General features: G+C 69.3%; 22 protein-coding genes and 3 tRNA genes. 14 read left to right on the top strand and 11 right to left on the bottom strand.

Annotation, left to right across the window (positions count from 1 at the left end):
* From AB3M90_RS05265 to orn, 3 genes are all read right to left on the bottom strand, one after another.
* Entirely contained in the window at positions 1-630 is a 630-nt protein-coding gene (locus AB3M90_RS05265; protein ID WP_412950408.1) for a LysE family transporter, read from the bottom strand.
* 76 nt (positions 631-706) lie between these two features.
* Positions 707-782: transfer RNA gene (locus tag AB3M90_RS05270), tRNA-His, on the bottom strand.
* Positions 783-818: 36 nt separating this feature from the next.
* Positions 819-1445, bottom strand: coding sequence for an oligoribonuclease (orn, locus tag AB3M90_RS05275; protein WP_412950409.1), 627 nt, complete (start codon positions 1443-1445; stop codon positions 819-821).
* Positions 1446-1505: 60 nt separating this feature from the next.
* On the opposite strand from orn, the gene AB3M90_RS05280 reads away from it, so the two are divergent.
* A tRNA-Arg gene (locus AB3M90_RS05280) sits at positions 1506-1577 on the top strand.
* A 52-nt stretch (positions 1578-1629) separates the two neighbouring features.
* Here the strand turns inward: AB3M90_RS05280 and AB3M90_RS05285 are convergent.
* On the bottom strand, positions 1630-1899 hold the full coding sequence (locus tag AB3M90_RS05285; protein ID WP_412950410.1) for a hypothetical protein: 270 nt from the start codon (positions 1897-1899) through the stop codon (positions 1630-1632).
* A 215-nt stretch (positions 1900-2114) separates the two neighbouring features.
* Between AB3M90_RS05285 and AB3M90_RS05290 the strand changes: the two genes are divergently transcribed.
* From AB3M90_RS05290 to AB3M90_RS05305, 4 genes are all read left to right on the top strand, one after another.
* Complete coding sequence (locus AB3M90_RS05290; protein ID WP_412950411.1) at positions 2115-2669, top strand: single-stranded DNA-binding protein; 555 nt, start codon at positions 2115-2117, stop codon at positions 2667-2669.
* Between the two features lie 73 nt (positions 2670-2742).
* Positions 2743-3240 carry a DUF6993 domain-containing protein gene (locus tag AB3M90_RS05295; RefSeq protein ID WP_412950412.1) on the top strand — a complete coding sequence of 166 codons (498 nt, stop codon included), beginning with the start codon at positions 2743-2745 and terminating at the stop codon, positions 3238-3240.
* Between the two features lie 63 nt (positions 3241-3303).
* A complete protein-coding gene (ettA, locus tag AB3M90_RS05300) occupies positions 3304-4983 on the top strand; it encodes an energy-dependent translational throttle protein EttA (RefSeq protein ID WP_412950414.1) in 1680 nt (559 codons plus the stop codon).
* A 20-nt stretch (positions 4984-5003) separates the two neighbouring features.
* Entirely contained in the window at positions 5004-5483 is a 480-nt protein-coding gene (locus AB3M90_RS05305) for an acyl-CoA thioesterase (protein ID WP_412950416.1), read from the top strand.
* Between the two features lie 29 nt (positions 5484-5512).
* On the opposite strand, the gene AB3M90_RS05310 is transcribed toward AB3M90_RS05305, so the two are convergent.
* On the bottom strand, positions 5513-6403 hold the full coding sequence (locus AB3M90_RS05310) for an acyl-CoA thioesterase (RefSeq protein ID WP_412950417.1): 891 nt from the start codon (positions 6401-6403) through the stop codon (positions 5513-5515).
* Between the two features lie 49 nt (positions 6404-6452).
* On the opposite strand from AB3M90_RS05310, the gene AB3M90_RS05315 reads away from it, so the two are divergent.
* Positions 6453-7118: a DUF8185 domain-containing protein gene (locus AB3M90_RS05315; protein WP_412950418.1), complete on the top strand. Its 666-nt coding sequence runs from the start codon at positions 6453-6455 to the stop codon at positions 7116-7118.
* Between the two features lie 32 nt (positions 7119-7150).
* On the opposite strand, the gene AB3M90_RS05320 is transcribed toward AB3M90_RS05315, so the two are convergent.
* The 4 genes from AB3M90_RS05320 to pepN form a co-directional block, all read right to left on the bottom strand.
* Positions 7151-8809, bottom strand: coding sequence for an FAD-binding dehydrogenase (locus tag AB3M90_RS05320; RefSeq protein ID WP_412950419.1), 1659 nt, complete (start codon positions 8807-8809; stop codon positions 7151-7153).
* Positions 8806-9255, bottom strand: coding sequence for a globin (locus tag AB3M90_RS05325; RefSeq protein ID WP_412950420.1), 450 nt, complete (start codon positions 9253-9255; stop codon positions 8806-8808). Before AB3M90_RS05325 ends, AB3M90_RS05320 begins: the two co-directional genes overlap by 4 nt.
* Positions 9252-10325, bottom strand: coding sequence for a mechanosensitive ion channel family protein (locus tag AB3M90_RS05330; protein ID WP_412951223.1), 1074 nt, complete (start codon positions 10323-10325; stop codon positions 9252-9254). Before AB3M90_RS05330 ends, AB3M90_RS05325 begins: the two co-directional genes overlap by 4 nt.
* Positions 10326-10431: 106 nt before the next feature.
* A complete protein-coding gene (pepN, locus tag AB3M90_RS05335; protein ID WP_412950421.1) occupies positions 10432-13002 on the bottom strand; it encodes an aminopeptidase N in 2571 nt (856 codons plus the stop codon).
* Between the two features lie 123 nt (positions 13003-13125).
* Here pepN and AB3M90_RS05340 point away from each other — a divergent pair, with 123 nt between their 5' ends.
* The 6 genes from AB3M90_RS05340 (at position 13126) to AB3M90_RS05365 (ending at position 19595) form a co-directional block, all read left to right on the top strand.
* Positions 13126-14310, top strand: a complete 1185-nt coding sequence (locus tag AB3M90_RS05340; protein ID WP_412950423.1) for a ferrochelatase — start codon at positions 13126-13128, stop codon at positions 14308-14310.
* Positions 14311-14346: 36 nt separating this feature from the next.
* Positions 14347-14832 (top strand): ribose-5-phosphate isomerase, encoded by a 486-nt coding sequence (locus AB3M90_RS05345; RefSeq protein WP_412950425.1) that lies wholly within the window; start codon positions 14347-14349, stop codon positions 14830-14832.
* A 1-nt stretch (position 14833) separates the two neighbouring features.
* Positions 14834-15832 carry an Fpg/Nei family DNA glycosylase gene (locus AB3M90_RS05350; protein ID WP_412950426.1) on the top strand — a complete coding sequence of 333 codons (999 nt, stop codon included), beginning with the start codon at positions 14834-14836 and terminating at the stop codon, positions 15830-15832.
* Positions 15833-15934: 102 nt separating this feature from the next.
* Positions 15935-17419 (top strand): alanine/glycine:cation symporter family protein, encoded by a 1485-nt coding sequence (locus AB3M90_RS05355; RefSeq protein ID WP_412950428.1) that lies wholly within the window; start codon positions 15935-15937, stop codon positions 17417-17419.
* Positions 17420-17454: 35 nt separating this feature from the next.
* Positions 17455-18096 (top strand): FMN-binding negative transcriptional regulator, encoded by a 642-nt coding sequence (locus AB3M90_RS05360; protein ID WP_412950429.1) that lies wholly within the window; start codon positions 17455-17457, stop codon positions 18094-18096.
* A complete protein-coding gene (locus AB3M90_RS05365) occupies positions 18093-19595 on the top strand; it encodes an amidohydrolase (RefSeq protein WP_412950432.1) in 1503 nt (500 codons plus the stop codon). The genes AB3M90_RS05360 and AB3M90_RS05365 overlap by 4 nt, the downstream gene beginning before the upstream one ends.
* A 53-nt stretch (positions 19596-19648) precedes the next feature.
* Here the strand turns inward: AB3M90_RS05365 and AB3M90_RS05370 are convergent, their stop codons facing one another.
* Positions 19649-20134 carry a Dps family protein gene (locus AB3M90_RS05370; RefSeq protein ID WP_412950433.1) on the bottom strand — a complete coding sequence of 162 codons (486 nt, stop codon included), beginning with the start codon at positions 20132-20134 and terminating at the stop codon, positions 19649-19651.
* A 209-nt stretch (positions 20135-20343) separates the two neighbouring features.
* On the opposite strand from AB3M90_RS05370, the gene AB3M90_RS05375 reads away from it, so the two are divergent.
* Positions 20344-20417: transfer RNA gene (locus AB3M90_RS05375), tRNA-Ile, on the top strand.
* 117 nt (positions 20418-20534) lie between these two features.
* The gene (locus AB3M90_RS05380) at positions 20535-20795 is read left to right on the top strand and encodes a DUF6458 family protein (protein WP_412950434.1); all 261 of its coding nucleotides are present in this window, start codon (positions 20535-20537) and stop codon (positions 20793-20795) included.
* A 42-nt stretch (positions 20796-20837) separates the two neighbouring features.
* On the opposite strand, the gene AB3M90_RS05385 is transcribed toward AB3M90_RS05380, so the two are convergent.
* Entirely contained in the window at positions 20838-21155 is a 318-nt protein-coding gene (locus tag AB3M90_RS05385) for a DUF7882 family protein (protein ID WP_412950436.1), read from the bottom strand.
* Positions 21156-21204 lie beyond the last annotated feature (49 nt).

Here is a 21204-nt window from a genome sequence, read left to right on the forward strand (position 1 = left end):
TCAGTGCACGACGAGCAGCAGCGCGGCGACCGCGATGAAGAGAGCCCCGAACACCGAGTTGAGGACGCGCTGACCCCTCGCTGAACGCGTCAGGCGGCGGAACGGTCGCGCGGCCACGGCGAAGAAGCCCCACATGACCGCGACATCGACCACGATGACGGTCGCGATGAGCGTGAGGTACTGCGGCAGCGGGGGCTGGTCGAGCCGGATGAACTGCGGGATGAAGGCGAGGAAGAACACGATCGCCTTCGGGTTGAGGAGGTTCACCCAGAAGCCCCGGCGGATCATCGACCAGTGTCCCTCCCGAAGGGCGACCGGGTCGAGATCGGAGTCGTGGACGGCCGCCGGGCGCGCGAGGATGAGCCGGAGGCCGAGGAACGCTAGGTAGGCCGCGCCGGCGATCCTGATCGCCGTGAACAGCACCTCCGATCGCGCGACGATGAGACCGACGCCGGCCGCCACGATCGCGACATGCACGATCAGGGCGAGTTGCTGGCCGATGATGCCCCAGATCGATCGGCGCCAGCCCTCGTTCAGCGCGTTCGTCATCGTGTTGATGGCACCGGCGCCGGGCGTGAAGCTGATGACCACGGATGCGGTGAGGAGAGACAGCCAGACCGCGAGCGACACCTCGACAGTCTAGGGCCGTGCGTGAGATCGTCACCACGCACAAGAGGCCCGGATCACGCGATCCGGGCCTCTTCCGTGGGGTGAGTAACGGGACTCGAACCCGCGACATCCGGCACCACAAGCCAGCGCTCTACCAGCTGAGCTATACCCACCATGTGCCCACCGGAGCGGGCGACCAGACGAGTCTATTACATGTTGGCGATGAACTCGGACATGGTGCGCCGGGCGATGTCGCGGGCGTCGTCGCTGGAGGGACCGGGCTCGTCGACGAACACGGCGGCGCGGTAGTACTGGAGCTCGCGGATGGATTCGAGGATGTCGGCGAGCGCGCGATGCCCGCCGTCCTTCGACGGAGCCTGGAAGAAGACGCGTGGGTACCAGCGCCGCGAGAGCTCCTTGATGCTGGAGACGTCGACGTTGCGGTAGTGCAGCCACTGGTCGACCTGGGGCATGTACTTCGCCAGGAACATCCGGTCGGTGCCGATGGTGTTGCCGGCGAGGGGCGCCTTGCGCTCGAGGGGGACGAACCGTCGGATGTAGGCGAGAGTCAGCGCCTCGGCCTCGGCGAGCGGGAGACCGTGAGGGATCTCCTCGATGAGACCGGATGACTCGTGCATCTTCGTGACGAACTCGTTCATGTTCGCCAGCGCTGATGCATTCGGACGGATGACGACCTGGAATCCCGGGTCGATGGGCCGCAGCTCGAAATCGGTGATCACGACGGCGATCTCGACGAGCTCGTCGACAGCGAGATCGAGCCCCGTCATCTCGCAGTCGATCCAGACGAGGCGGTCGTTCTCGGACGCAGATACCATCACGCCATACTATCGACGGGCCCGACATCGCCGGTCGGTCGCGGTACGGTAGACGCATACGCCTCCGTAGCTCAGCGGAAGAGCAGCGGCCTTCTAATCCGCCGGTCGCAGGTTCGAATCCTGCCGGGGGCGCTCCCGTTCCGCCGTCATCCCCGATGTCGGGCTCGCACGCGTCGTCTGATCGTCACGAGTAGCGCAGAGCAGCGACCGCATCGTCTGCCCTCCAGAACTCGCCGACGAGCCGGAAGGTTCCGGTCGCCAGATGCAGCCGCTCCGCGCGGAAGCGCAGGCCCAGCGGGTCGGCCACGATGCGGAGGTGGCCGAGGACGCGTTCGGTGCGGTCTTTCACCCGCCAGAGATGATCGGCCGCGCGGACGAGATGCTCGGCGGGGGAGGTGAGCCGAGGCGTCGCGTACGGGACCTCGGGCAGATGGATCGTCAGGCTGTCGGACATCGGTGCTCCCTTCTGATTCGAACATATGACCGACCACCGACATTCGGTCTCCCGCGGGTCGCCCCGGCCGGACGGACCTCGTCGGGGATCCTGCACCGGCTTCCGGCCGATGGAGTTGTCCACCGTTCGCGGATCTCACCTGCTCCGACGGACGACGGCCCCCGCACCCTGGAGAGACCCCGGGCGATCGCCCGGGTCCATCGAGAGGACAGAACATGATCGACACCGTCACCATCGTCGGCAGGGTCGCCACCGATCCCACGCAGGGCCAGACAGGAGGTGGCGTGCCGGTCACGAACTTCCGGATGGCGAGCACGCACCGCCGCTTCGACAACACGACGCAGACCTGGACCGACTCCGGGACCAACTGGTTCTCCGTCGCCGCGTTCCGTCAGCTCGGAGAGCACGCCAAGGCGTCGTTGAGGACCGGCGACAGCATCATCGTGACCGGTCGACTGCGCATCCGGACCTGGGAGAGCAACGGGCGGCAGGGGACCAGTGTCGACATCGAGGCCGATGCGATCGGCCACGACCTCCGGTGGGGGACGACGGCCTACCGGCCTCGCCGCTCGACCCCCGCGGATGCCGCCGCGCGCCCCGGAGTTCGAGACCAGGATCCCGAAAGTGACGCGCATGGGCAGGGTGCACAGGTCCAGGTCGACGCCGAGGGGCAGCCCGCATCCGCCGAGGACGAAGCGCTGCCCGACCTCGACCTGTCCTGGGCGGAGCCGGCGCGCGAGCCCGACGCGGTCCACGCGTCGGTGCACTGAGGCGGAAGGGCGCGGAGCGGCTCGCGCGGCGGCGCTCGGGCACCGCCCGTCGCTCGGCACGTAGACTCGGCACGTGCTTCGACGACCGGTCTCCGCAGCCGCGCGAACCGCCGTGCTCGTCACGGCGTTCGCGGCCGTGGTGGTCCCGCTCTCCGCCTGCACCTCCTCTCCGGCGGGGCCGCCGTCGCCGTCGCCTGCGGTCGCCACCCCATCGCCCGACGCCGCACCGTCGGCACCGTCCTTCGATCCGGATGGCACCGCCGAGGACAATCTCGGGATCTTCCGACACGTCGCGGAGGAGATCTGGGCGACCGACCAGCGCGGATCCGGCCGGGCCTACATCGATGCGCTCACCGCTGCGGGTTTCGATCGCGGGGCCATGCAGGTGACCCAGGATCGGTCGACGGTCGGCAACCCGGCCGAGAGCCTGCAGTTCTCGGTGCGCTGGGGTGCGGAAGAGTGCCTCATCGGTCAGGTCGGCCCGTCGACCGGCCAGGTGGTCGCCGCCGTGATGCCGCAGCTGGCCGAGGGGCGGTGTCTCATCGGCGCCACCCGCCCGATCGACTGGTGACTCCGCTCCGGGCCGGTAGGCTGGAGTGTCGATCTTCGACGCCAACAGAAGGAGCGGTTTTCGGTGGCTGAGTACATCTACTCGATGGTGCGTGCACGCAAGGCGGTGGGCGAGAAGCTCATCCTCGACGACGTCACCATGGCGTTCCTCCCCGGCGCCAAGATCGGCATGGTCGGCCCGAACGGTGCCGGTAAGTCGACGATCCTCAAGATCATGGCCGGACTCGACACGCCGTCGAACGGCGAGGCGAAGCTGTCGCCGGGCTTCTCGGTCGGCATCCTCATGCAGGAGCCCGAGCTCGACGAGTCGAAGACCGTCATCGAGAACATCCAGGACGGCATCGCGATCAAGGCCAAGGTCGACCGTTTCAACGAGATCTCGGCCCTGATGGCCGATCCCGACGCCGACTTCGACGCCCTGCTCGCCGAGATGGGCACGCTCCAGGAGGAGATCGACGCCGCCGACGGCTGGGACCTCGACTCGCAGCTCGAGCAGGCCATGGACGCCTTGCGCACCCCGCCCGCCGACGCCGCGATCGCGCCCCTCTCGGGCGGTGAGAAGCGGCGCGTCGCCCTCGCCAAGCTGCTGCTCCAGAAGCCCGATCTGCTCCTCCTCGACGAGCCCACCAACCACCTCGACGCCGAGAGCGTGCTGTGGCTCGAGCAGCACCTGCAGGCCTACAAGGGCGCGGTCATCGCCATCACCCACGACCGGTACTTTCTCGATCATGTCGCCGAGTGGATCGCCGAGGTCGACCGGGGTCGCCTGATCGGCTACGAGGGGAACTACTCGACCTACCTCGAGAAGAAGGGCGAGCGTCTCGAGATCCAGGGCAAGAAGGACGCGAAGCTCGCCAAGCGCCTCAAGGACGAGCTGGAGTGGGTGCGCTCGAGCGCCAAGGGTCGGCAGACGAAGTCGAAGGCCCGTCTCGCCCGGTACGAGGAGATGGCGGCCGAGGCGGAGCGCACCAGGAAGCTCGACTTCGAGGAGATCCAGATCCCGGCGGGTCCGCGACTGGGCAGCATCGTCATCGATGCGAAGAACCTCAAGAAGGGCTTCGACGGGCGGTCCCTCATCGAGGGTCTCAGCTTCAGCCTGCCGCCGAACGGGATCGTCGGCGTCATCGGCCCGAACGGCGTCGGAAAGACGACGCTGTTCAAGACCATCGTCGGACTCGAGCCGCTCGACGGCGGCGACCTCAAGATCGGCGAGACGGTCAAGATCAGCTACGTCGACCAGTCACGAGCCAACATCGACCCGCAGAAGACGCTGTGGGAGGTCGTCTCCGACGGACTCGACTTCATCACGGTCGGCAAGACCGAGATCCCGTCGCGCGCGTACGTGTCGAAGTTCGGGTTCAAGGGTCCCGACCAGCAGAAGAAGGCGGGCGTCCTCTCCGGCGGCGAGCGGAACCGGCTCAACCTCGCGCTCACCCTGAAGGAGGGCGGCAACCTGCTGCTCCTCGACGAGCCCACCAACGACCTCGACGTCGAGACCCTCAGCTCGCTCGAGAACGCCCTGCTCGAGTTCCCCGGCTGCGCCGTCGTGATCACGCACGACCGGTGGTTCCTCGACCGCATCGCGACGCACATCCTCGCCTACGAGGGCACCGACGAGGACCCCGACCGGTGGTACTGGTTCGAGGGCAACTTCGAGGCCTACGAGGAGAACAAGATCGAGCGCCTCGGGCCGGATGCCGCCAAGCCGCACCGCTCCACCCACCGCAAGCTCACCCGCGACTGAGCGCGCGAACCCGACCGACGATGAGCCAGGAGAAGCGCCTCCACATCCCGATCCACCTCCGCTGGGGTGATCTCGATGCGTTCAACCATGTGAACAACACTTCGATGCTCAAGCTGCTCGAGGAGGCCAGGGTCCGGGCGTTCTGGCGCGCGGGTCCGGGGGAGGAGGCGCCCTCGACCGCCGTGCTCGACTCGGGCATCGACGAGGGCATCCTCACGCTCATCGCACGTCAGGAGATCGAGTACCTCGCGCCGGTGCCGTATCAGCGCCGTCCGCTGGAAGTGCAGATGTGGTTCGGGAAGCTCGGAGGATCGAGCGTCGAGGTCTGCTACGAGGTGCACAACGATCCCCGCGCGGAGCCGCGCACGATCTATGCACGGTCGACCGCGGTGATCGTGCTGGTGGATGCCGGATCGGGGCGGCCCACCCGCCTCACGCCCGAGATGCGCGAAGCCTGGGAGCCGTACGTCGGACCGTCGATCGAGTACGCGCACCGCTAGGCATCGCGTCAGCAGGGGCCGTCGGCCGCTCAGCCGTCGTTCGCGGGCACCCGGATCATGATCTCCTGCGCGACGCTGGCGGCGAGAACACCGTCGCGCGTGTAGATGCGCCCGGTCGCGAGGCCGCGACCGCCGCGCGCGTTCGGCGACTCCTGCACGTACAGCAGCCATTCGTCGACGCGCGCCGGCCGATGCCACCACATCGCGTGATCGAGGCTCGCGACCTTGAGCCCGGGCAGGGACCAGTAGGCGCCGTGCGCGCGCAGAATCGACTCCTGGATCGTCATGTCGCTGAGATACGCGAGAACCGCCCGGTGCAGTCCCGGATCATCGGGAAGCGGCGCGCGCATCCGCATCCACACCGCCTGGTGTGCAACGTGCGCGCCCTCTCCGGGGAGGTAGAGCGGCGAGGCGACGTGACGGATGTCGGCCGCTCGCTCGCTCAGCATCCGAGCCGTTCCCTCGGGAAGACCGTCGACGCGCTGCTCGTCGGGCGCGAGGTCCTCCGGCGCGGGCACGCCGTCGGGCATCGATTCGGCGTGCTCCACGCCCGGGCCGTCGTCCTGGGCCGAGGCGATCATCGAGAAGATCGGCACGCCGTTCTGATACGCCTGCGAGCGCCGTGTCGAGAACGATCGGCCGTCGTGGATGCGGTCCACCGCGATCGTCAGCCCCTGACTCGCATCCCCGGGGCGGAGGAAGTAGCCGTGGATCGAGTGGACGGCGCGGTCCTCGGGCAGCGTCCGCTCCGCCGCGACAAGGCTCTGCGCCAGCACCTGTCCGCCGTAGATGCGGCCGGTGGGCATGGGGTGCGAAGCACCGGTGAAGATGTCTTCCGTGGTGCGGGCCTGCGTGGAATCGAGATCGAGCACGGCGAGCAGGCGGGCGACAGTGCGGACGGCGTGATCTTCGGGGCTCATGCATTCCTCTCCGCGACCGCGGGCTCGGTCCGTTGGTAGTTTAGAGCGCGTGCCGCATCACCTCGTCCTCGCCGACGCCCACAGTGCGCAAGACGTCTCGACCTTCGTCGGACGCGCGACCCGCGTCACGGAGGACGGCGTGAGGCTCCAGGCGTCCGGCGGCGTCCTGGCCCTCACGACGGCCGTCCTCGCCCCGCACGGTCTCTTCGACAGCACGCCGACCGTCCTCGCCATGCGCATCGTGCACGCCGACCCCGAGCTCGAATGCGACATCGTGGTCGACCGCCTCGACCCGACCGACGACCCCGTACGTCTCGCCCTCCCGGAGACCGGCCTCTCACCCGCCTGGGCGGGGATCGCCCCACCGCGGGGGGAGTGGGTCGCGGCATCGTCCCTCAGCGCGTCCACCATCGCCCAGCGCGCGCAATGGGGCATCTCCGCCGTCGCCCGCGGGGCCGGCCCCGGATCGGGCGAGGAGGCGGTGCGCGCCCTCCGTGCCGCGATCTGGGGCGAGTCGGACGCCGACCTGGGCGGCTTGCCGCGCGGGATCGCCTTCGCCGCCGACGCGCTGGGCTTCATCTCCGGCGAGGAGATCGTTCCCGTGCTGCAGTCGGGGCGATGGACGAGGGTGGCCTTCCGCCGGGGGCACGTGCTGTCGCGCGGACCGGTGGCCACCGGCCTGACGGCGGTCCGCGGCACCGGCGCGGACGGCTGACGCCTGGCCGGAGCCTCCGTCGGCATCGCGCCTCAGCGCGCCGCTGCGCGCCCCGCCTGTCGTCCCGAGAACAGGCAGCCGCCGAGGAACGTTCCCTCGAGCGCACGAGAGCCGTGCACGCCACCCCCGCCGAAGCCGCTGGCCTCTCCGGCGGCGAAGAGACCGGGGATCGGCTCGCCCGCCGCATCCAGCGCACGCCCGTCGAGATCGGTGTGCAGCCCGCCGAGGGACTTGCGCGTCAGAACGTGCAGCTTCACGGCGATCAGCGGTCCGGCGACGGGATCCTGCAGGCGGTGCGGCACCGCGGTCCGGATCAGCTTGTCGCCGCGGTAGCTGCGCATCGACCGCAGCATCCCGATCTGCGCATCCTTCGTGAAGTCGTTGTCGATCTCGCGGTCACGGGCCACCACCTCGCGGCGGACGTTGTCGATGTCGAGGAGATCTCCGCCCGGGTGCCGCTGCATCTGCTCGAGCAGTGACTCCAGATCGGACTCCACGATGAAGTCGGCGCCCTCGTCGAGGAACGATTGCACGGGCCCCGTCGGTCCCTTCGCGAGGCGCGACCGCAGCAGCAGCGCCACGTCCTTGCCGGTGAGATCGGGGTTCTGCTCGCTTCCGGAGAGGGCGAACTCCTTCTCGACGATCTGGCGCGAGGTGACGAACCACGAATGATCGTGACCTGTCGATCGGAGATGCGCGAGCGTGCCCAGCGTGTCGAAGCCCGGGAAGAGCGGGACGGGCAGTCGCCGTCCCGTCGCGTCCAGCCACAGCGACGACGGCCCCGGGAGGATGCGGATGCCGTGCGCCGGCCATACCGGATCCCAGTTGGTGATGCCTTCGACATAGTGCCACATCCGATCGCGGTTGATGACCCGGGCGCCGGCGGCCTCGCTCACCGCCAGCATCGAGCCGTCGACGTAGGCCGGCACACCGCTGAGCATGTGCTCCGGCGGCGTGCCCAGGCGCGACGGCCAGGCGGCTCGCACGAGATCGTGGTTGCCGCCGATGCCGCCGGACGAGACGATCGTCGCGCCGGCACGGATCTCGAACTCCCCGACCACGTCGCGCGTCGATCGCTCGCCCCGCCGCGCGGCGCTGGTCGCGAGGATCGCGCCGCGAGCGCCGATGACCCCGCCGTCGCCGACGACGAGCTCCGCGACGCGGTGACGGGCGAGGACGGTGAGGCGGCCTTCGCGCTCGCCCTGCTCGACGGCCGCGGCGAAGGGTGCGACGATGCCCGGTCCCGTTCCCCAGGTGATGTGGAAGCGAGGCACGGAGTTCCCCGGGCCGATCGCGCCGTACCCGCCCCGCTCGGCCCACCCGACGACCGGGAAGAAGCCGACGCCCCGCTCGCGCAGCCACGCCCGCTTCTCGCCGGCGGCGAACTGCAGGTACGCCTCCGCCCAACGCCGGGGCCACGCGTCGTCTTGGCGATCGAATCCGGCATTGCCGAACCAGTCCTGCGTCGCCAGCTCGAGCGAGTCGCGGATGCCGAGTCGGCGTTGCTCGGGGGAATCGACGAAGAACAGTCCGCCGAACGACCACCACGCCTGACCGCCGAGATTGGTGCGCGGCTCCTGATCGACCAGGATGACGCGCCGGCCGGCGGCGAGGGCCTCGGAGGCCGCAACGAGGCCGGCCAACCCCCATCCGATCACCAGGACGTCTGCGGACAGGGGTGTCTTCGTCATGGGTTCTCCGTTGATTCCTGCCGTGACCGGGTCTCGAGCGTCGGGCGACCGCCGGGGACGACTCCGATCCCGGACGGCTCCATGGAGTTCACCATGGCATGGGCGGCGCGCTCCAGGTAGTCCCAGAGCGTCGATTCGTGGAGGGGCGACAACTCCGCCTCGTCCACGGCCGTCCGCATGTGGCGGAGCCAACGATCACGGGCATCGGCATCGACGCGGAACGGCATATGGCGCATGCGGAGCCGCGGGTGACCGCGCGTCTCGCCGTAGGTGGTCGGGCCTCCCCAGTACTGCTCGAGGAACAGCAGGAGCCTCTGCTCGGCCGGCCCCAGATCCTCCTCGGGGTACATCGGCTTCAGAACCGGGTCGAGCGCGACCTCTCGGTAGAAGACCGACACGATGCGCGAGAATGTCTCGCGGCCGCCGACCTCGTCGTAGAACGTCATCTCGGGGAGCTCCCCTCATCAGTCCGCTTCTTGCGCCGCCAGATGCCCCGATCGGGGACGACGGGCACGCCGGTCACCGCGTTCGGGCGCGTGCGCGGTGGATTGGCTCCTCGCACGCGGCGGGCCCCGTCGAGACCGGTCGGGACGACCTCGACCATGCTGGGCACGGCGATCTCCTTCTCGGCGAGAGCGGCGCGAAGACGTCGACGCAGCTCCTGCGCGACGTCGTCCTTCGCGTTCGCCCGCGCTTTGACGACGATCCGGACGACGAGAGCATCGCCGCCGATCGACTCGAGTCCCCACAGCTCGGGCTTCTCCACGATGCGGGTGCGCCACTTGGGATCCTTCGCGAGGCCCTGCGCGGTCTCCAGCATGACGTGCTCGACCTGCTCCAGATCGGCGTCGGCCGGCACTCCGAGGTCGATGATCGCCCGGGCCCAGCCCTGCGACATGTTCCCGATGCGGGTCACCTCGCCGTTGCGCACGTACCAAAGGGTGCCGTTCACATCGCGCACCTGCGTGATGCGCACGCTGACGTACTCGACCACGCCGCTGGCGAGTCCGAGATCGACCACGTCGCCGATGCCGATCTGGTCTTCCGCGACGATGAACATGCCGTTGAGCACGTCTTTGACGATGTTCTGAGCGCCGAAGCCCAGGCCGGCGCCGACCGCGGCGGTCAGCAGCGTCAACGAGCCCAGCAGGCTGGAATCCAGGGCGTTCACGATCAGCACGATCGCGATGACCACCAGCATCACGTTGACGATGTTCTGCAGGATCGTCCCGAGGGTGCGCGTGCGCTGCACGAGACGCATGTCGGCGAGGGGCGACCGCTCGAGGGCCTGGGTGTCGTCGACGTCGGCCTTGCTCTTCGCGCTGTCCACGATCCGATGCACGACATGGCGGATGACGACGCGCAGGATGAGTGCGATGACGACGCAGCTGATGATGATCAGGGCGACGGCGAGCGCCTTCATGCCCACCTTGCCGAGGATGACGAGCATGTCGGTCCACCAGGCGGGGAGGGCAATGGGCAGCGGGTCGGGAGTGACTTCGAACGGGACCATCATCACCACCAGATCTTAGCGATCGGCGCTCGGTGCAGGCTGGACGCCCGGGCGGCGTCCGTCACCTCGACGGGCCGGCGGCGCGCTGTCTGCCGGGCCCGTCGACGCTTCAGTCCTCGTCGTCGCGCGCCTGCGCGGCCAGCGCACGCTCGACGTCGGCGAGGTTCTCGAGAACGAGCCGGCGCAGCGCCGGAGCGGCATCCGGGTTCGCCGCGAGCCAGCCGCGGGTCGCATCCCGCAGCGCGACGTCGGCGAGCGCCGTGGGGAAGAGCCCGACGATCAGGTACTGGGCGATCTGATACGTGCGCGACTCCCAGACCGGCAGCAGCATGTCGAAGTACTTCGGCACGAACTCACCGAGCACGGCCGTGCCCGCAGGATGCACGAAGCCGAGCGCGGCCGACCGGACGATCGTGTTCGGGGCGTCGTCGCGGTCGACGAGCGAAGCCCAGGCGGCGCGCTTCGACGCGGCGTCGGGGAGCGCCGCGCGGGCCTGAGCCGCGAACTCGGCGCCCTTGGCGGTGTTGTCCGCGGCGAGGGCGGCGTCGATGGTGGCGGCATCCGTCGCGCCGATGGTGGCGAGACCGACGAGCAGCTGCCAGCTCAGGTCGGCGTCGATGTCGAGACCGGGCAGGGTGTCTTCGCCCGATCGCAGGCGACCGACGATGCCGGCGTGCTCGGCCGTCACCAGGGAGGTGGCGAAGGCGGTGACGAACTGCAGCTGGCTGTCGCTGCCCGGCTCGGCCGCCTCGGCCAGCGCCCAGAGCCGGTCGGCGACCGTGAGCCGGGCCTTCTCGCGCTCGGCCGGTGCGACGTAGAGCGTCGCCGCCGTGCGCAGCTGGGCGAGCGTCGTCCGGACCGTGGTCGACTCCGTCTCCCGACCGATGTTGCCCAGGACCAGGTCGATGTAGGCGGATGCCGGCGTCTCGGCGTCGCGCGTCTGATCCCAGGCCGCGCCCCAGACCAGAGACCGCGCCAGCGGGTCGTCGATGTCGGCGAGGTGGGCGATCGCCGTGGCGAGCGACTTCTCGTCGAGTCGGATCTTGGCGTAGGCCAGGTCGTTGTCGTTGAGGAGCACGAGATCGGGGCGCTTCAGGCCCTGGAGCTCGGGCACCTCGGTGCGGTCGCCGTCGACGTCGACCTCGACGTGGTGCGTGCGCACGAGCGAGCCGTCGGTCAGCGTGTAGAAGCCGATGCCGAGCCGGTGCGGACGGATGGTCGAGTAGTCGGCCGGAGCGGTCTGCGTGACGGCGAAACGGGAGATCATGCCGTCGCCGCTCTCGGCGATGACGGGCTCGAGCGTGTTGACACCCGCCGTCTCCAGCCATTTCCGCGACCACGTGCTCAGATCGCGGCCGCTGGTGGCCTCCAGCTCGACGAGCAGGTCGCTCAGCTCCGTGTTGCCCCAGGCGTGCTTCTGGAAGTACCGCGAGACGCCGGCGAAGAACGCGTCGATGCCCACCCACGCGGCGAGCTGCTTGAGGACCGAGCCGCCCTTCGCGTACGTGATCCCGTCGAAGTTGACCTGCACGTCTTCCAGGTCGTTGATCTCGGCGACGATCGGGTGGGTGGAGGGGAGCTGGTCCTGGCGGTACGCCCAGGTCTTCTCCATGGCGTTGAAGGTCGTCCAGGCCTCGGTCCACTCGGTGGCCTCGGCCGTCGCGATCGTCGACGCCCATTCGGCGAACGACTCGTTGAGCCACAGGTCGTTCCACCACTTCATCGTCACGAGGTCGCCGAACCACATGTGCGCCAGCTCGTGCAGGATGGTGACCACGCGACGCTCCTTCACCGCATCGGTCACCTTGCTGCGGAACACGTAGGTCTCGGTGAAGGTCACGGCGCCGGCGTTCTCCATGGCGCCCGCGTTGAACTCGGGCACGAAGAGCTGGTCGTACTTCGCGAAGGGGTAGGGCACTCCGAACTTCGACTCGTAGTAGGCGAACCCCTCGCGGGTCTTCTCGAAGATGTAGTCGGCGTCGAGGTGCTGCCACAGGCTCTTGCGGCCGTAGACGCCCAGCGGGATGACGCGACCCGACGCGCTGGTCAGCTCGGAGAACGTCGACTCGTAGGGTCCCGCGATCAGGGCGGTGATGTACGAGGAGATGCGCGGGGTGGGCTCGAAGCCCCAGGTCGCGATCCGCTCGCCGCCGGAGCCCGTCGACTCGTCGTGCACGATGGGCTCGGGGGTCGGCGAGTTCGAGACGACCTTCCACGACGACGGAGCGGTGACGGTGAACTGGAACGTCGCCTTCAGGTCGGGCTGCTCGAACACGGCGAAGACGCGCCGGGAGTCGGGGACCTCGAACTGCGAGTAGAGGTAGACCTCCCCGTCGACGGGGTCGACGAAACGGTGCAGTCCCTCGCCGGTGTTCGTGTACAGGCAGTCGGCGTCGACGACCAGGACGTTCTCCTCCTGGAGCCCGGTCAGGGCGATCCGCGAGTCGGCGAAGACCTCGTCGGGGTCGAGCTGCTCGCCGTTCAGCGAGATCTCGCGCACCTCGCGGGCGATCAGGTCGATGAAGGTGAAGCTCTCCGGCGTCGCGCGGAAGCGCACGACGCTGCGGGAGCCGAAGACCTCGGCGCCCTTGGTCAGGTCGAGGGCGATCTCGTACGACCGGGTGTCGACGACGTCGCGGCGCTCCTGCGCCTCGATGCGGGTGAGGTTCTCTCCAGGCAAAGCTCTACTCCCAGGGGTGAGGGGATGCGACCGGAACCGGCGCAGTCAGCGCCGACGGCAACCATGACAGCCTACGCCAGTGCAGCGGCCGCCCTCGCTCCACGGAGATGAAAGGATGAAGAGGTGACTTCGCCCGAAACGACCACCGTTCCCTTCGCCTCACCCGTCGCCGCGACCGGGGCTCCGTACGCGACGGGACCGGTCGCCTACGACGGCATCCTCCTCGCCGGGTTCGGAGGTCCCGAGGGGCAGGACGACGTGATCCCGTTCCTCCGGAACGTGACGCGCGGGCGCGGCATCCCCGATGAACGCCTCGAAGAGGTCGCGCATCACTACCGGCACTTCGGCGGAGTGAGCCCGATCAACGGTCAGAATCGGGCGCTGAAGGCGGCGCTCGAGGCGGAGCTCGCCCGGCGCGGCATCGACCTGCCCGTCTATTGGGGCAACCGCAACTGGGCGCCCTACCTCGAAGACGCGGTGGCCGAGGCGTCGGCTCACGGTCACAACACGCTGCTCGCGTTCGCCACCAGCGCCTACAGCTCGTTCTCGAGCTGTCGGCAGTACCGGGAGGACTTCGCCCGGGTGTTGCACGACACCGGTCTCGGCGAGACGGTGACGATCGACAAGATCCGCCCGTTCTACGATCACCCCGGGTTCGTGGAGGCGTTCGAGCGGGGAGTGCACGACGCGGTCGCCGGGTTCCTCGCCGAGGGCGTCGAGGCCGGCGAGATCCAGATCCTGTTCTCCACGCACAGCATCCCGACCGCCGACGCCGAGCGCTCGGGGGCCCGCGACATCGACTGGGGCGAGGGGGGAGCCTACGCCGCGCAGCATCTGGCCGTCGCCGCCTGGGTCATGGACCGCGTGCGCGCCGCGATCCCCGCGGCCACCGACGTGGCATGGGAACTCGTCTACCAGTCGCGCTCCGGTCCCGCATCGCAGCCGTGGCTCGAGCCGGATGTCTGCGACGTGATCGGCGAACTCCGCGAGCGCGGGCGTCGTGCCGTCGTCGTCGTGCCGGTCGGTTTCATGAGCGATCACATGGAGGTGCTCTGGGACCTCGACACCGAGGCCGCGGAGGCGGCCGAGTCCGCCGGGCTGCTGTTCACCCGCACGCCGACCCCGGGCGTCGCACCGGCGTTCCTCTCCGGCATCGTCGATCTCATCGAGGAGCGGCTCGAAGGACGCCCGCGCGCGGAGCGCCGGCACGTCACGTCACTGCCCGGTGGTTTCGACGTGTGCCGCCCCGGGTGCTGCGAGAACGTCCGGGCCGGGTTCAAGCCCGCGGCCGCCGGCGTCGCACCCTGACGTCGCGCGGCGACATCCGCTTCTAGGATGGATGCCATGCGCATCCACATCGCCACCGATCATGCCGGTCTGGACTTCTCGACGAAGCTGCAGGAGCACCTGCGCGCCGCCGGCCACGAGGTCATCGATCACGGCCCGGTCTCGTATGATCCGGTGGACGACTACCCGGCCTTCTGCATCCGCGCCGCACAGGGCGTGATCGCCGATCGGACCGCCGGCGTCGACGCGCTCGGGATCGTGTTCGGAGGCTCCGGCAACGGCGAGCAGATGGCGGCGAACAAGGTGCACGGCATTCGGGCGGCGCTGGTCTGGAACCTCGCCACCGCCGAGCTCGCGCGACAGCACAACGACGCCAATGTCATCTCCATCGGTGCGCGGCAGCACACCTACGACGAGGTCACGACACTCATCGACCGATTCATCGAGACGCCGTTCTCGGGCGAGGAGCGCCACGTGCGCCGCATCGCGCAGATCGCCGACTTCGAGCGCGACGGCTCCCTCCTCCCGGATCCGCGGGCCTGAGATGCCGGAGGGGCACTCCGTCCATCGGATCGCGCGGCAGTTCGATCGCAACTTCGTCGGCAAGATCCTCCACGCCTCGAGCCCGCAGGGACGCTTCGCCGAGGGCGCCGCGGTGCTCGACGGCCGGGAGGCGCTGCGGGCGCAGGCCGTCGGCAAGCAGATGTTCCTCGAGACGGAGGGCGACGTGTGGCTGCGCGTGCACCTCGGTCTCTACGGCGCCTGGGACTTCGCGGGTGAGATCCTCCTCGACCCGACGATCGCCTCGGCCAATGGCCGCATGGGGCAGACCAATCAGCGCGGGACCCTGCTCGACGAGCCGATCCTCGACGATGCCGGGGAGAACTCGCTCTCGTCGATCGGCGCACCCCGCCGCGCCCGGGTGCACGTGCGCATGTCGGAGCAGACCAAGGGGCTCGCCGAGGAGGGGGAGGAGTGGCCGCCGCCGATCGTCGGGCAGGTGCGCCTGCGGCTGATGACCGACATCACGGCGGCCGACCTGCGCGGCCCCACGGCGTGCGTGCTCCAGACGCCCGAGGAGGTGCTCGCCACCATCGCCAAGCTGGGGCCGGACCCGCTCGTGGGCGATCCGATCGAGAACGAGGAGCGGTTCGTCCGCGCCGTCCGCAAGACGCAGACCGTCATCGCGCTGCTGCTGATGGACCAGTCTGTGGTGAGCGGGATCGGCAACGTGTACCGGGCGGAGATGCTGTACCGCCAGCGGCTGAATCCGCACACGCCGGGGCGCGATGTGCCCGAGGAGACCGTGCGCGCCCTGTGGCACGACTGGGTGCGGTTGCTGGCGATCGGCGTCGAGACCGGCCAGATGATGACGATGGACGATCTCTCGCCGGAGGAGTACCGCGCGGCGATGGCCAGCCGGGATGACCGGCACTGGGTCTATCACCGGGCCGGACTGCCGTGCCGTGTCTGCGGCACCGAGATCGCCCTGGAGGAGATCGGCGCCCGCAAGCTCTACTGGTGCCCGCGCTGCCAGGCGTGACCGGCGGGTCCGCGGACACGCGGAGGCGGTGCCTCGGTCTGCGGTGGTTCCCGTGAATAGGCTGACCGCGACGCATCGACCGCGCGTCAGGCAGGAGCACCGATGGACCTCTCCACCGTTCAGACCGTCCTCGAGACCATCAGCGGCTTCATCTGGGGTCCGTTCTTCCTCATTCCGCTGCTGCTGGGAACGGGGTTGTACCTCACCATCCGTCTCGGCGGGCTGCAGTTCCTCCGGCTCGGACCGGCGCTGCGTCTGGGGCTGGTGACCCGAAAGGACCCCGGAGCGGCCGACGGCGACATCTCGCAGTTCCAGGCCCTCACCACCGCCCTGGCCGCGACCGTCGGAACCGGGAACATCGTCGGCGTGGCCACCGCGATCGGCATCGGCGGTCCGGGCGCCCTGTTCTGGATGTGGGTGACCGGGCTCCTCGGCATGGCCTCCAAGTACTCGGAATCGTTCCTGGGCGTGCGCTTCCGCACGACCGACGCCGCCGGCGAGAAGTCCGGAGGACCGCAGTACTACCTGGAACGCGGCATCCGCGGACCGTTCGGCAAGGTGCTCGCGCTGTCGTTCGCCGTCTTCGCCGTCCTCGCCTGCTTCGGGATCGGCAACATGACGCAGGGCAACTCGATCGCCCAGAACCTCGAGGCCAGCTTCGCCGTCCCGACCTGGGTGACGGGCATCGTCCTGACCGTCTTCGCGATGGTCGTCCTCGTCGGGGGCATCAAGTCCATCGGACGGGTGACCGCCGGCCTCGTGCCGATCATGATCATCTTCTACGTGCTCGGCGCGCTCTACATCCTCATCGCGAACGTCGGGGCACTGCCGGGCGCGTTCGCGCAGATCTTCTCCGAAGCGTTCACCGGCACCAGCGCCGTCGGCGGCTTCGCCGGTTCGGCGATCATCATCGCCGTGCAGTTCGGCGTCGCGCGAGGGATCTTCTCCAACGAGTCGGGCATGGGGTCGGCGGCCATCGCGGCGGCGGCGGCGAAGACCAGTCATCCCGTCCGCCAGGGACTGGTGTCGATGACCCAGACGTTCATCGACACGATCATCGTCGTGAGCTGCACCGGGCTCGTGATCATCGCCACCGGGACGTGGAAGGAGATCGATCCCGAGACCGGGGAGCAGCTGAGCCCTGCGCTCATGACCGGAGCGGCGTTCTCCCACGGTCTTCCGGGCGACTGGGGGCACATCATCGTCACGCTCGGACTGGTCATGTTCGCGGGGTCGACGATCCTGGGCTGGTCGTACTACGGCGAACGCAACGTCGAGCGACTGTTCGGGCGGCGCGCGGTGATGCCCTTCCGCATCGTGTTCTCGCTGGTCGTGTTCATCGGCTGCACCGTGCAGCTCGGCGTCGTGTGGGCGTTCTCCGATGCCATGAACGGACTGATGGCGCTTCCCAACCTCATCGGACTGCTCATCCTCTCGGGACTCGTCGCCCGGGAGACGCGGCAGTACCTGCGGCACGATCCGAAGCTGCGCGCCGATCAGCAGCAGATCGACGCCTTCATGGCGGGCTCGCCGGGCTGGGAGGAATGGAAGACGCAGAGCGTGCCGGTCGTCCGCCGGACGCGCTGACCGACGCGGTCCGGCGACGGTCGTAGGCTGGCTGCATGCGACAGAATCCGAGCTTCACGCTGGCCGACGTGGCCGAGATCCGGCGCGTCGTGGAGGCGAATCCGTGGGCCACCATCGTCAGCTCGGGAGCGGACGGGCTCGTCGCGTCGCACTACGTCGTCCTCCTCGACGAGGCGCGCGACGATCTCACCGTCGTGGGGCACGTCGGACGTCCGGACGATCTGATCCACGGCATGGGGGAGCGAGAGCTGCTCGTCGTGTTCCAAGGGCCTCACGGCTACGTGTCGCCCGGCTGGTACGGCGATGCACCGGCCGTGCCGACCTGGAACTACGTCGCGGTGCACCTGTCGGGCGTGCCCGAGATCCTGAGTGCGGAGGAGAACCTCGAAGTGCTCGATCGCCTGGTGGAGCGCTTCGAAGGACGGATGCCCGACCCGCGGCTCATGTGGGAGCGACCGAACGATCCCGAGTACGTGCAGCGCCTCGCGTCGGGGACCGTGGGATTCCGGCTGACGCCGACGCGCGTGGTCGGCAAGCGCAAGCTCAGCCAGAACAAGCCCGCGGAGGTCGTCGACGCCGTGATCGCCGCCCTCGATGAGCGGGGACCGTACACCAACCCGGCCCTGGCGGCGGAGATGCGCCGCGCGCGCGACGCCCGCTCGGGGACGGGACGGTGATCGCTCGCGGCAGCGTCGTCGGCACCGTCCGAGCGGTGCGGCTCGTCGGTCCGGGAAGCGAGTTCCTCGCAGACGACGAGCCGGTCGACGTGCATCTGGCCGATGGGCGCATCGCCGACATCGCCCCCACCGGCGCGCTGCCGCCCCGCGGCGAGGTCCTCGATGCCGACGGAGCCTGGGCGGTGCCCGGCCTCTGGGACAATCACGTCCATACGGTCCAGTGGGCGCTCACGGCGCAGCGACTTCCGCTCCGCGACGCCGGCTCGGCGGCCGAGGCCGCTCGGCTCATGGGTGCCGCGTCGCCTCTCCCGGACGGACGGCGGGTCGGTGACGGCTTCCGCGACGCCCTCTGGCCGGACGTTCCCTCTCTCGCCCTCCTGGATGCGGCGACCGGGGTCGTGCCGACCTACCTCATCAACGCCGACGTGCACAGCGTCTGGCTGAACTCGTCGGCTCTGCGACGGGAGGGCTACCGCAGCGTCGACGGGATGCTGCGCGAGGAGGACGCATTCGAGATCTCGCGGCGACTCAACGCCGCCGATCCGATCCACGGCGATCGGGCGGTGCGAGACGCCGGCGAACGCGCGGCGGCGCGAGGGGTCACCGGCCTGGTCGACTTCGACATGGCGTGGAACGCCGACGCCTGGCCCCGTCGCGTCCGCGATGGATTCGAGGCGCACCGCGTGGAGTTCGCGGTGTATCCGTTCGACCTCGACCGTGCCGTCGACGCCGGGCTCCGCACCGGAGAGCTGTGGGAGGACGAGGCCGCGCCGACGGCCGGTCGCGGGCTCATCCGCGTCGGCCCGCTGAAGACCATCACCGACGGCTCCCTCGGGACGAGGACCGCCGCGTGTTCGCACGCCTACCCGGGCGACGCGGAGAACTTCGGCGTCTTGACGGTGCCACCGGACGAACTCGTCGAGCTGCTGACCAGGGCGACGGGCGCCGGGCTGGCCGCGGCGGTTCATGCGATCGGCGACCGTGCCGTCACGTCGGCGCTGGACGCCTTCACCGTCTCTGCGGCGACGGGCACGCTCGAACACGCGCAGTTGGTGAGGCATGCCGACCTGGCTCGATTCGCGCGCCTGGGGGTCGTCGCGAGCGTGCAGCCGCAGCACGCCCTCGACGATCGCGATCTCATCGCCAGCCACTGGGCCGGTCAGACGGCGATCGGCTATCCCCTCGCCTCACTGCGCGACGCGGGCGCAGTGCTGCGGTTCGGCTCGGATGCACCCGTGGCGGAGCTCGACCCGTGGCAGGCGATCGCGGCCGCCGTGCTCCGCACCGATGACGACCGCGCGCCGTGGCACCCGGAAGAGCGGCTGACCCTCGATCAGGCTCTCGAGGCGAGCGTGCGCTCTTCGATCCGCCCGGGCGAGCCGGCGGATATCGTGCTGTGCGCGGTCGACCCGAGGGCGGCCGAACCGGGGGTGCTGCGCGCGATGCCCGTGCTCGCGACCCTGCTCGGAGGCCGCGTCACCCACACCGCCTGGGCATGACATGACGCGGGGCGGTCCTCGGGAAGAGGACCGCCCCGCGTCGGAGACGGATGTCAGGCCGCGATGTGCGACACCAGGAACCAGCGGTCCTTCTCGAGTCCGCGCTGGATCTCGATCGCGACGTCCTGGCTGGTCAGATCGATCTCGTCGAGACCGTCGACCGCGGCCTTCACGTCGGCGAGGATCGCGTCGATGTCGGCGATCACGGCGCGGATGAGCTCATCGGACTGCGTGAAGCCGGCCGGCACTCCGGTGGCTCCGGCCTTGGCGGCGACGGCGCCCACGCGGGCGTCGATCGGGAGCCCCAGCGCGACGATGCGCTCCGCTGCGGTGTCGGCGAAATCGCCCGCGTGCGCCACGATCGTGTCGAGGAGCTCGTGCACACCGACAAAGTTCGCGCCGCGGACGTGCCAGTGCGCCTGCTTTCCGTTGATGGTCAGGGCTTGCAGACCGAGCACCACCGGGGAAAGGAACTGAGCGGCCCCGGCAGCCACGGTCGGGTCGACGGCGATGGTGGAAACGGTCTGTGCCTTGCTCATCCTGTGCTCCTCCGAATGGGAAATCTCGTACGTGTGAAGACAACGCTACTCACGCTCAGACATTCCGCAAGCAAGCTGAGGCTGGGCTCACTTCCGCGTGATTCCGCGGAAGTGAGGGTAGTCTCGCCTGACGCCGCGCTCGCGCCCTCCGGGTGCCCGCGACCACCACTCCGGCGTGACGAAGGCGGCCGCTAGGCTGGATCGGGTACGGGGCGGTGGCCAAGCTGGTTAAGGCAGTGGGCTCATAACCCAACGATCGCGGGTTCAAGTCCCGCCCGCCCTACGACCACGCCCGCGAGGGGGAGTCGAGGCGGGCTGCGCCTGTCAAGCCCTCGCGCCGGCCGAGCATGCATGGCATCCTCGGATCGGTGCGGCATCTCGCCGCAGAACGGGAGGCATCATGAGCATCGGAACAGGCATCGTCCTGATCGTCATCGGAGCAATCCTCGTCTTCGCCGTGAACGTCCAGGTGGAGTGGGTCAATCTCGACATGGTCGGCTACATCCTGATGGGTGCCGGCGTCATCGTGTTCCTCATCGGCATCATCCTTCTCGCGCGCCGTCGGCGCACCGAGACCGTGTCGCACACGTACGTGGACCCGGCGAACGGGGACGGCACCACCCGTCGCTCGGTCAGTTCGACCAACGACGACGTGGTCTGATCGTCGGTGCGACGGCATCCGTCATCGTCCGACGAGATGCCGTCACCCCGGCGCGACGGCCTCGAGATGCTCCTCGACCAGGGTGATCCCGCCGCTGGAGTTGGCGGAGTGGGCGAGGGTCTCGATCCACGCCCTGCTCAGCTCCGGGGTCTCGTCCTCCTGGAAGACGAAACGCAGCGGGATCGACGGGTGCAACCAGAGCGTGGAGCGTCCGGGCGCCTCGCCGTCGGGATGCCGCCACGAGAGCGTGAAGCTCTCGTTGCGGCGGAGCTTCGTGGCGATCACCACCTTGAGGTGGGCGAGCGCGCGGTCATCGATGTTGATCGGGTCGTCGGCGTCGCCGTAGTACAGGCTCCCCATCTCAACGCACGTCTCGGGGGGTGGCTCGCGCGCGGCTCATGGGTCTCCT

Origin of the sequence: Microbacterium martis (assembly GCF_047246685.1) — a bacterium.
Lineage (GTDB): Bacteria > Actinomycetota > Actinomycetes > Actinomycetales > Microbacteriaceae > Microbacterium.

Excerpts from the sequence above, each read along its gene's own strand:
- AB3M90_RS05355 (WP_412950428.1), top strand. The coding sequence starts at position 15,935 with ATGGACCTCTCCACCGTTCAGACCGTCCTCGAGACCATCAGCGGCTTC.
- AB3M90_RS05325 (WP_412950420.1), bottom strand. The coding sequence starts at position 9,255 with ATGACGTTCTACGACGAGGTCGGCGGCCGCGAGACATTCTCGCGCATC.
- AB3M90_RS05285 (WP_412950410.1), bottom strand. The coding sequence starts at position 1,899 with ATGTCCGACAGCCTGACGATCCATCTGCCCGAGGTCCCGTACGCGACG.
- AB3M90_RS05320 (WP_412950419.1), bottom strand. The coding sequence starts at position 8,809 with ATGACGAAGACACCCCTGTCCGCAGACGTCCTGGTGATCGGATGGGGG.
- AB3M90_RS05380 (WP_412950434.1), top strand. The coding sequence starts at position 20,535 with ATGAGCATCGGAACAGGCATCGTCCTGATCGTCATCGGAGCAATCCTC.
- AB3M90_RS05290 (WP_412950411.1), top strand. The coding sequence starts at position 2,115 with ATGATCGACACCGTCACCATCGTCGGCAGGGTCGCCACCGATCCCACG.
- AB3M90_RS05350 (WP_412950426.1), top strand. The coding sequence starts at position 14,834 with ATGCCGGAGGGGCACTCCGTCCATCGGATCGCGCGGCAGTTCGATCGC.
- AB3M90_RS05310 (WP_412950417.1), bottom strand. The coding sequence starts at position 6,403 with ATGAGCCCCGAAGATCACGCCGTCCGCACTGTCGCCCGCCTGCTCGCC.
- AB3M90_RS05330 (WP_412951223.1), bottom strand. The coding sequence starts at position 10,325 with ATGATGGTCCCGTTCGAAGTCACTCCCGACCCGCTGCCCATTGCCCTC.
- AB3M90_RS05370 (WP_412950433.1), bottom strand. The coding sequence starts at position 20,134 with ATGAGCAAGGCACAGACCGTTTCCACCATCGCCGTCGACCCGACCGTG.
- AB3M90_RS05385 (WP_412950436.1), bottom strand. The coding sequence starts at position 21,155 with ATGGGGAGCCTGTACTACGGCGACGCCGACGACCCGATCAACATCGAT.
- AB3M90_RS05345 (WP_412950425.1), top strand. The coding sequence starts at position 14,347 with ATGCGCATCCACATCGCCACCGATCATGCCGGTCTGGACTTCTCGACG.
- AB3M90_RS05305 (WP_412950416.1), top strand. The coding sequence starts at position 5,004 with ATGAGCCAGGAGAAGCGCCTCCACATCCCGATCCACCTCCGCTGGGGT.
- orn (WP_412950409.1), bottom strand. The coding sequence starts at position 1,445 with ATGGTATCTGCGTCCGAGAACGACCGCCTCGTCTGGATCGACTGCGAG.
- AB3M90_RS05360 (WP_412950429.1), top strand. The coding sequence starts at position 17,455 with ATGCGACAGAATCCGAGCTTCACGCTGGCCGACGTGGCCGAGATCCGG.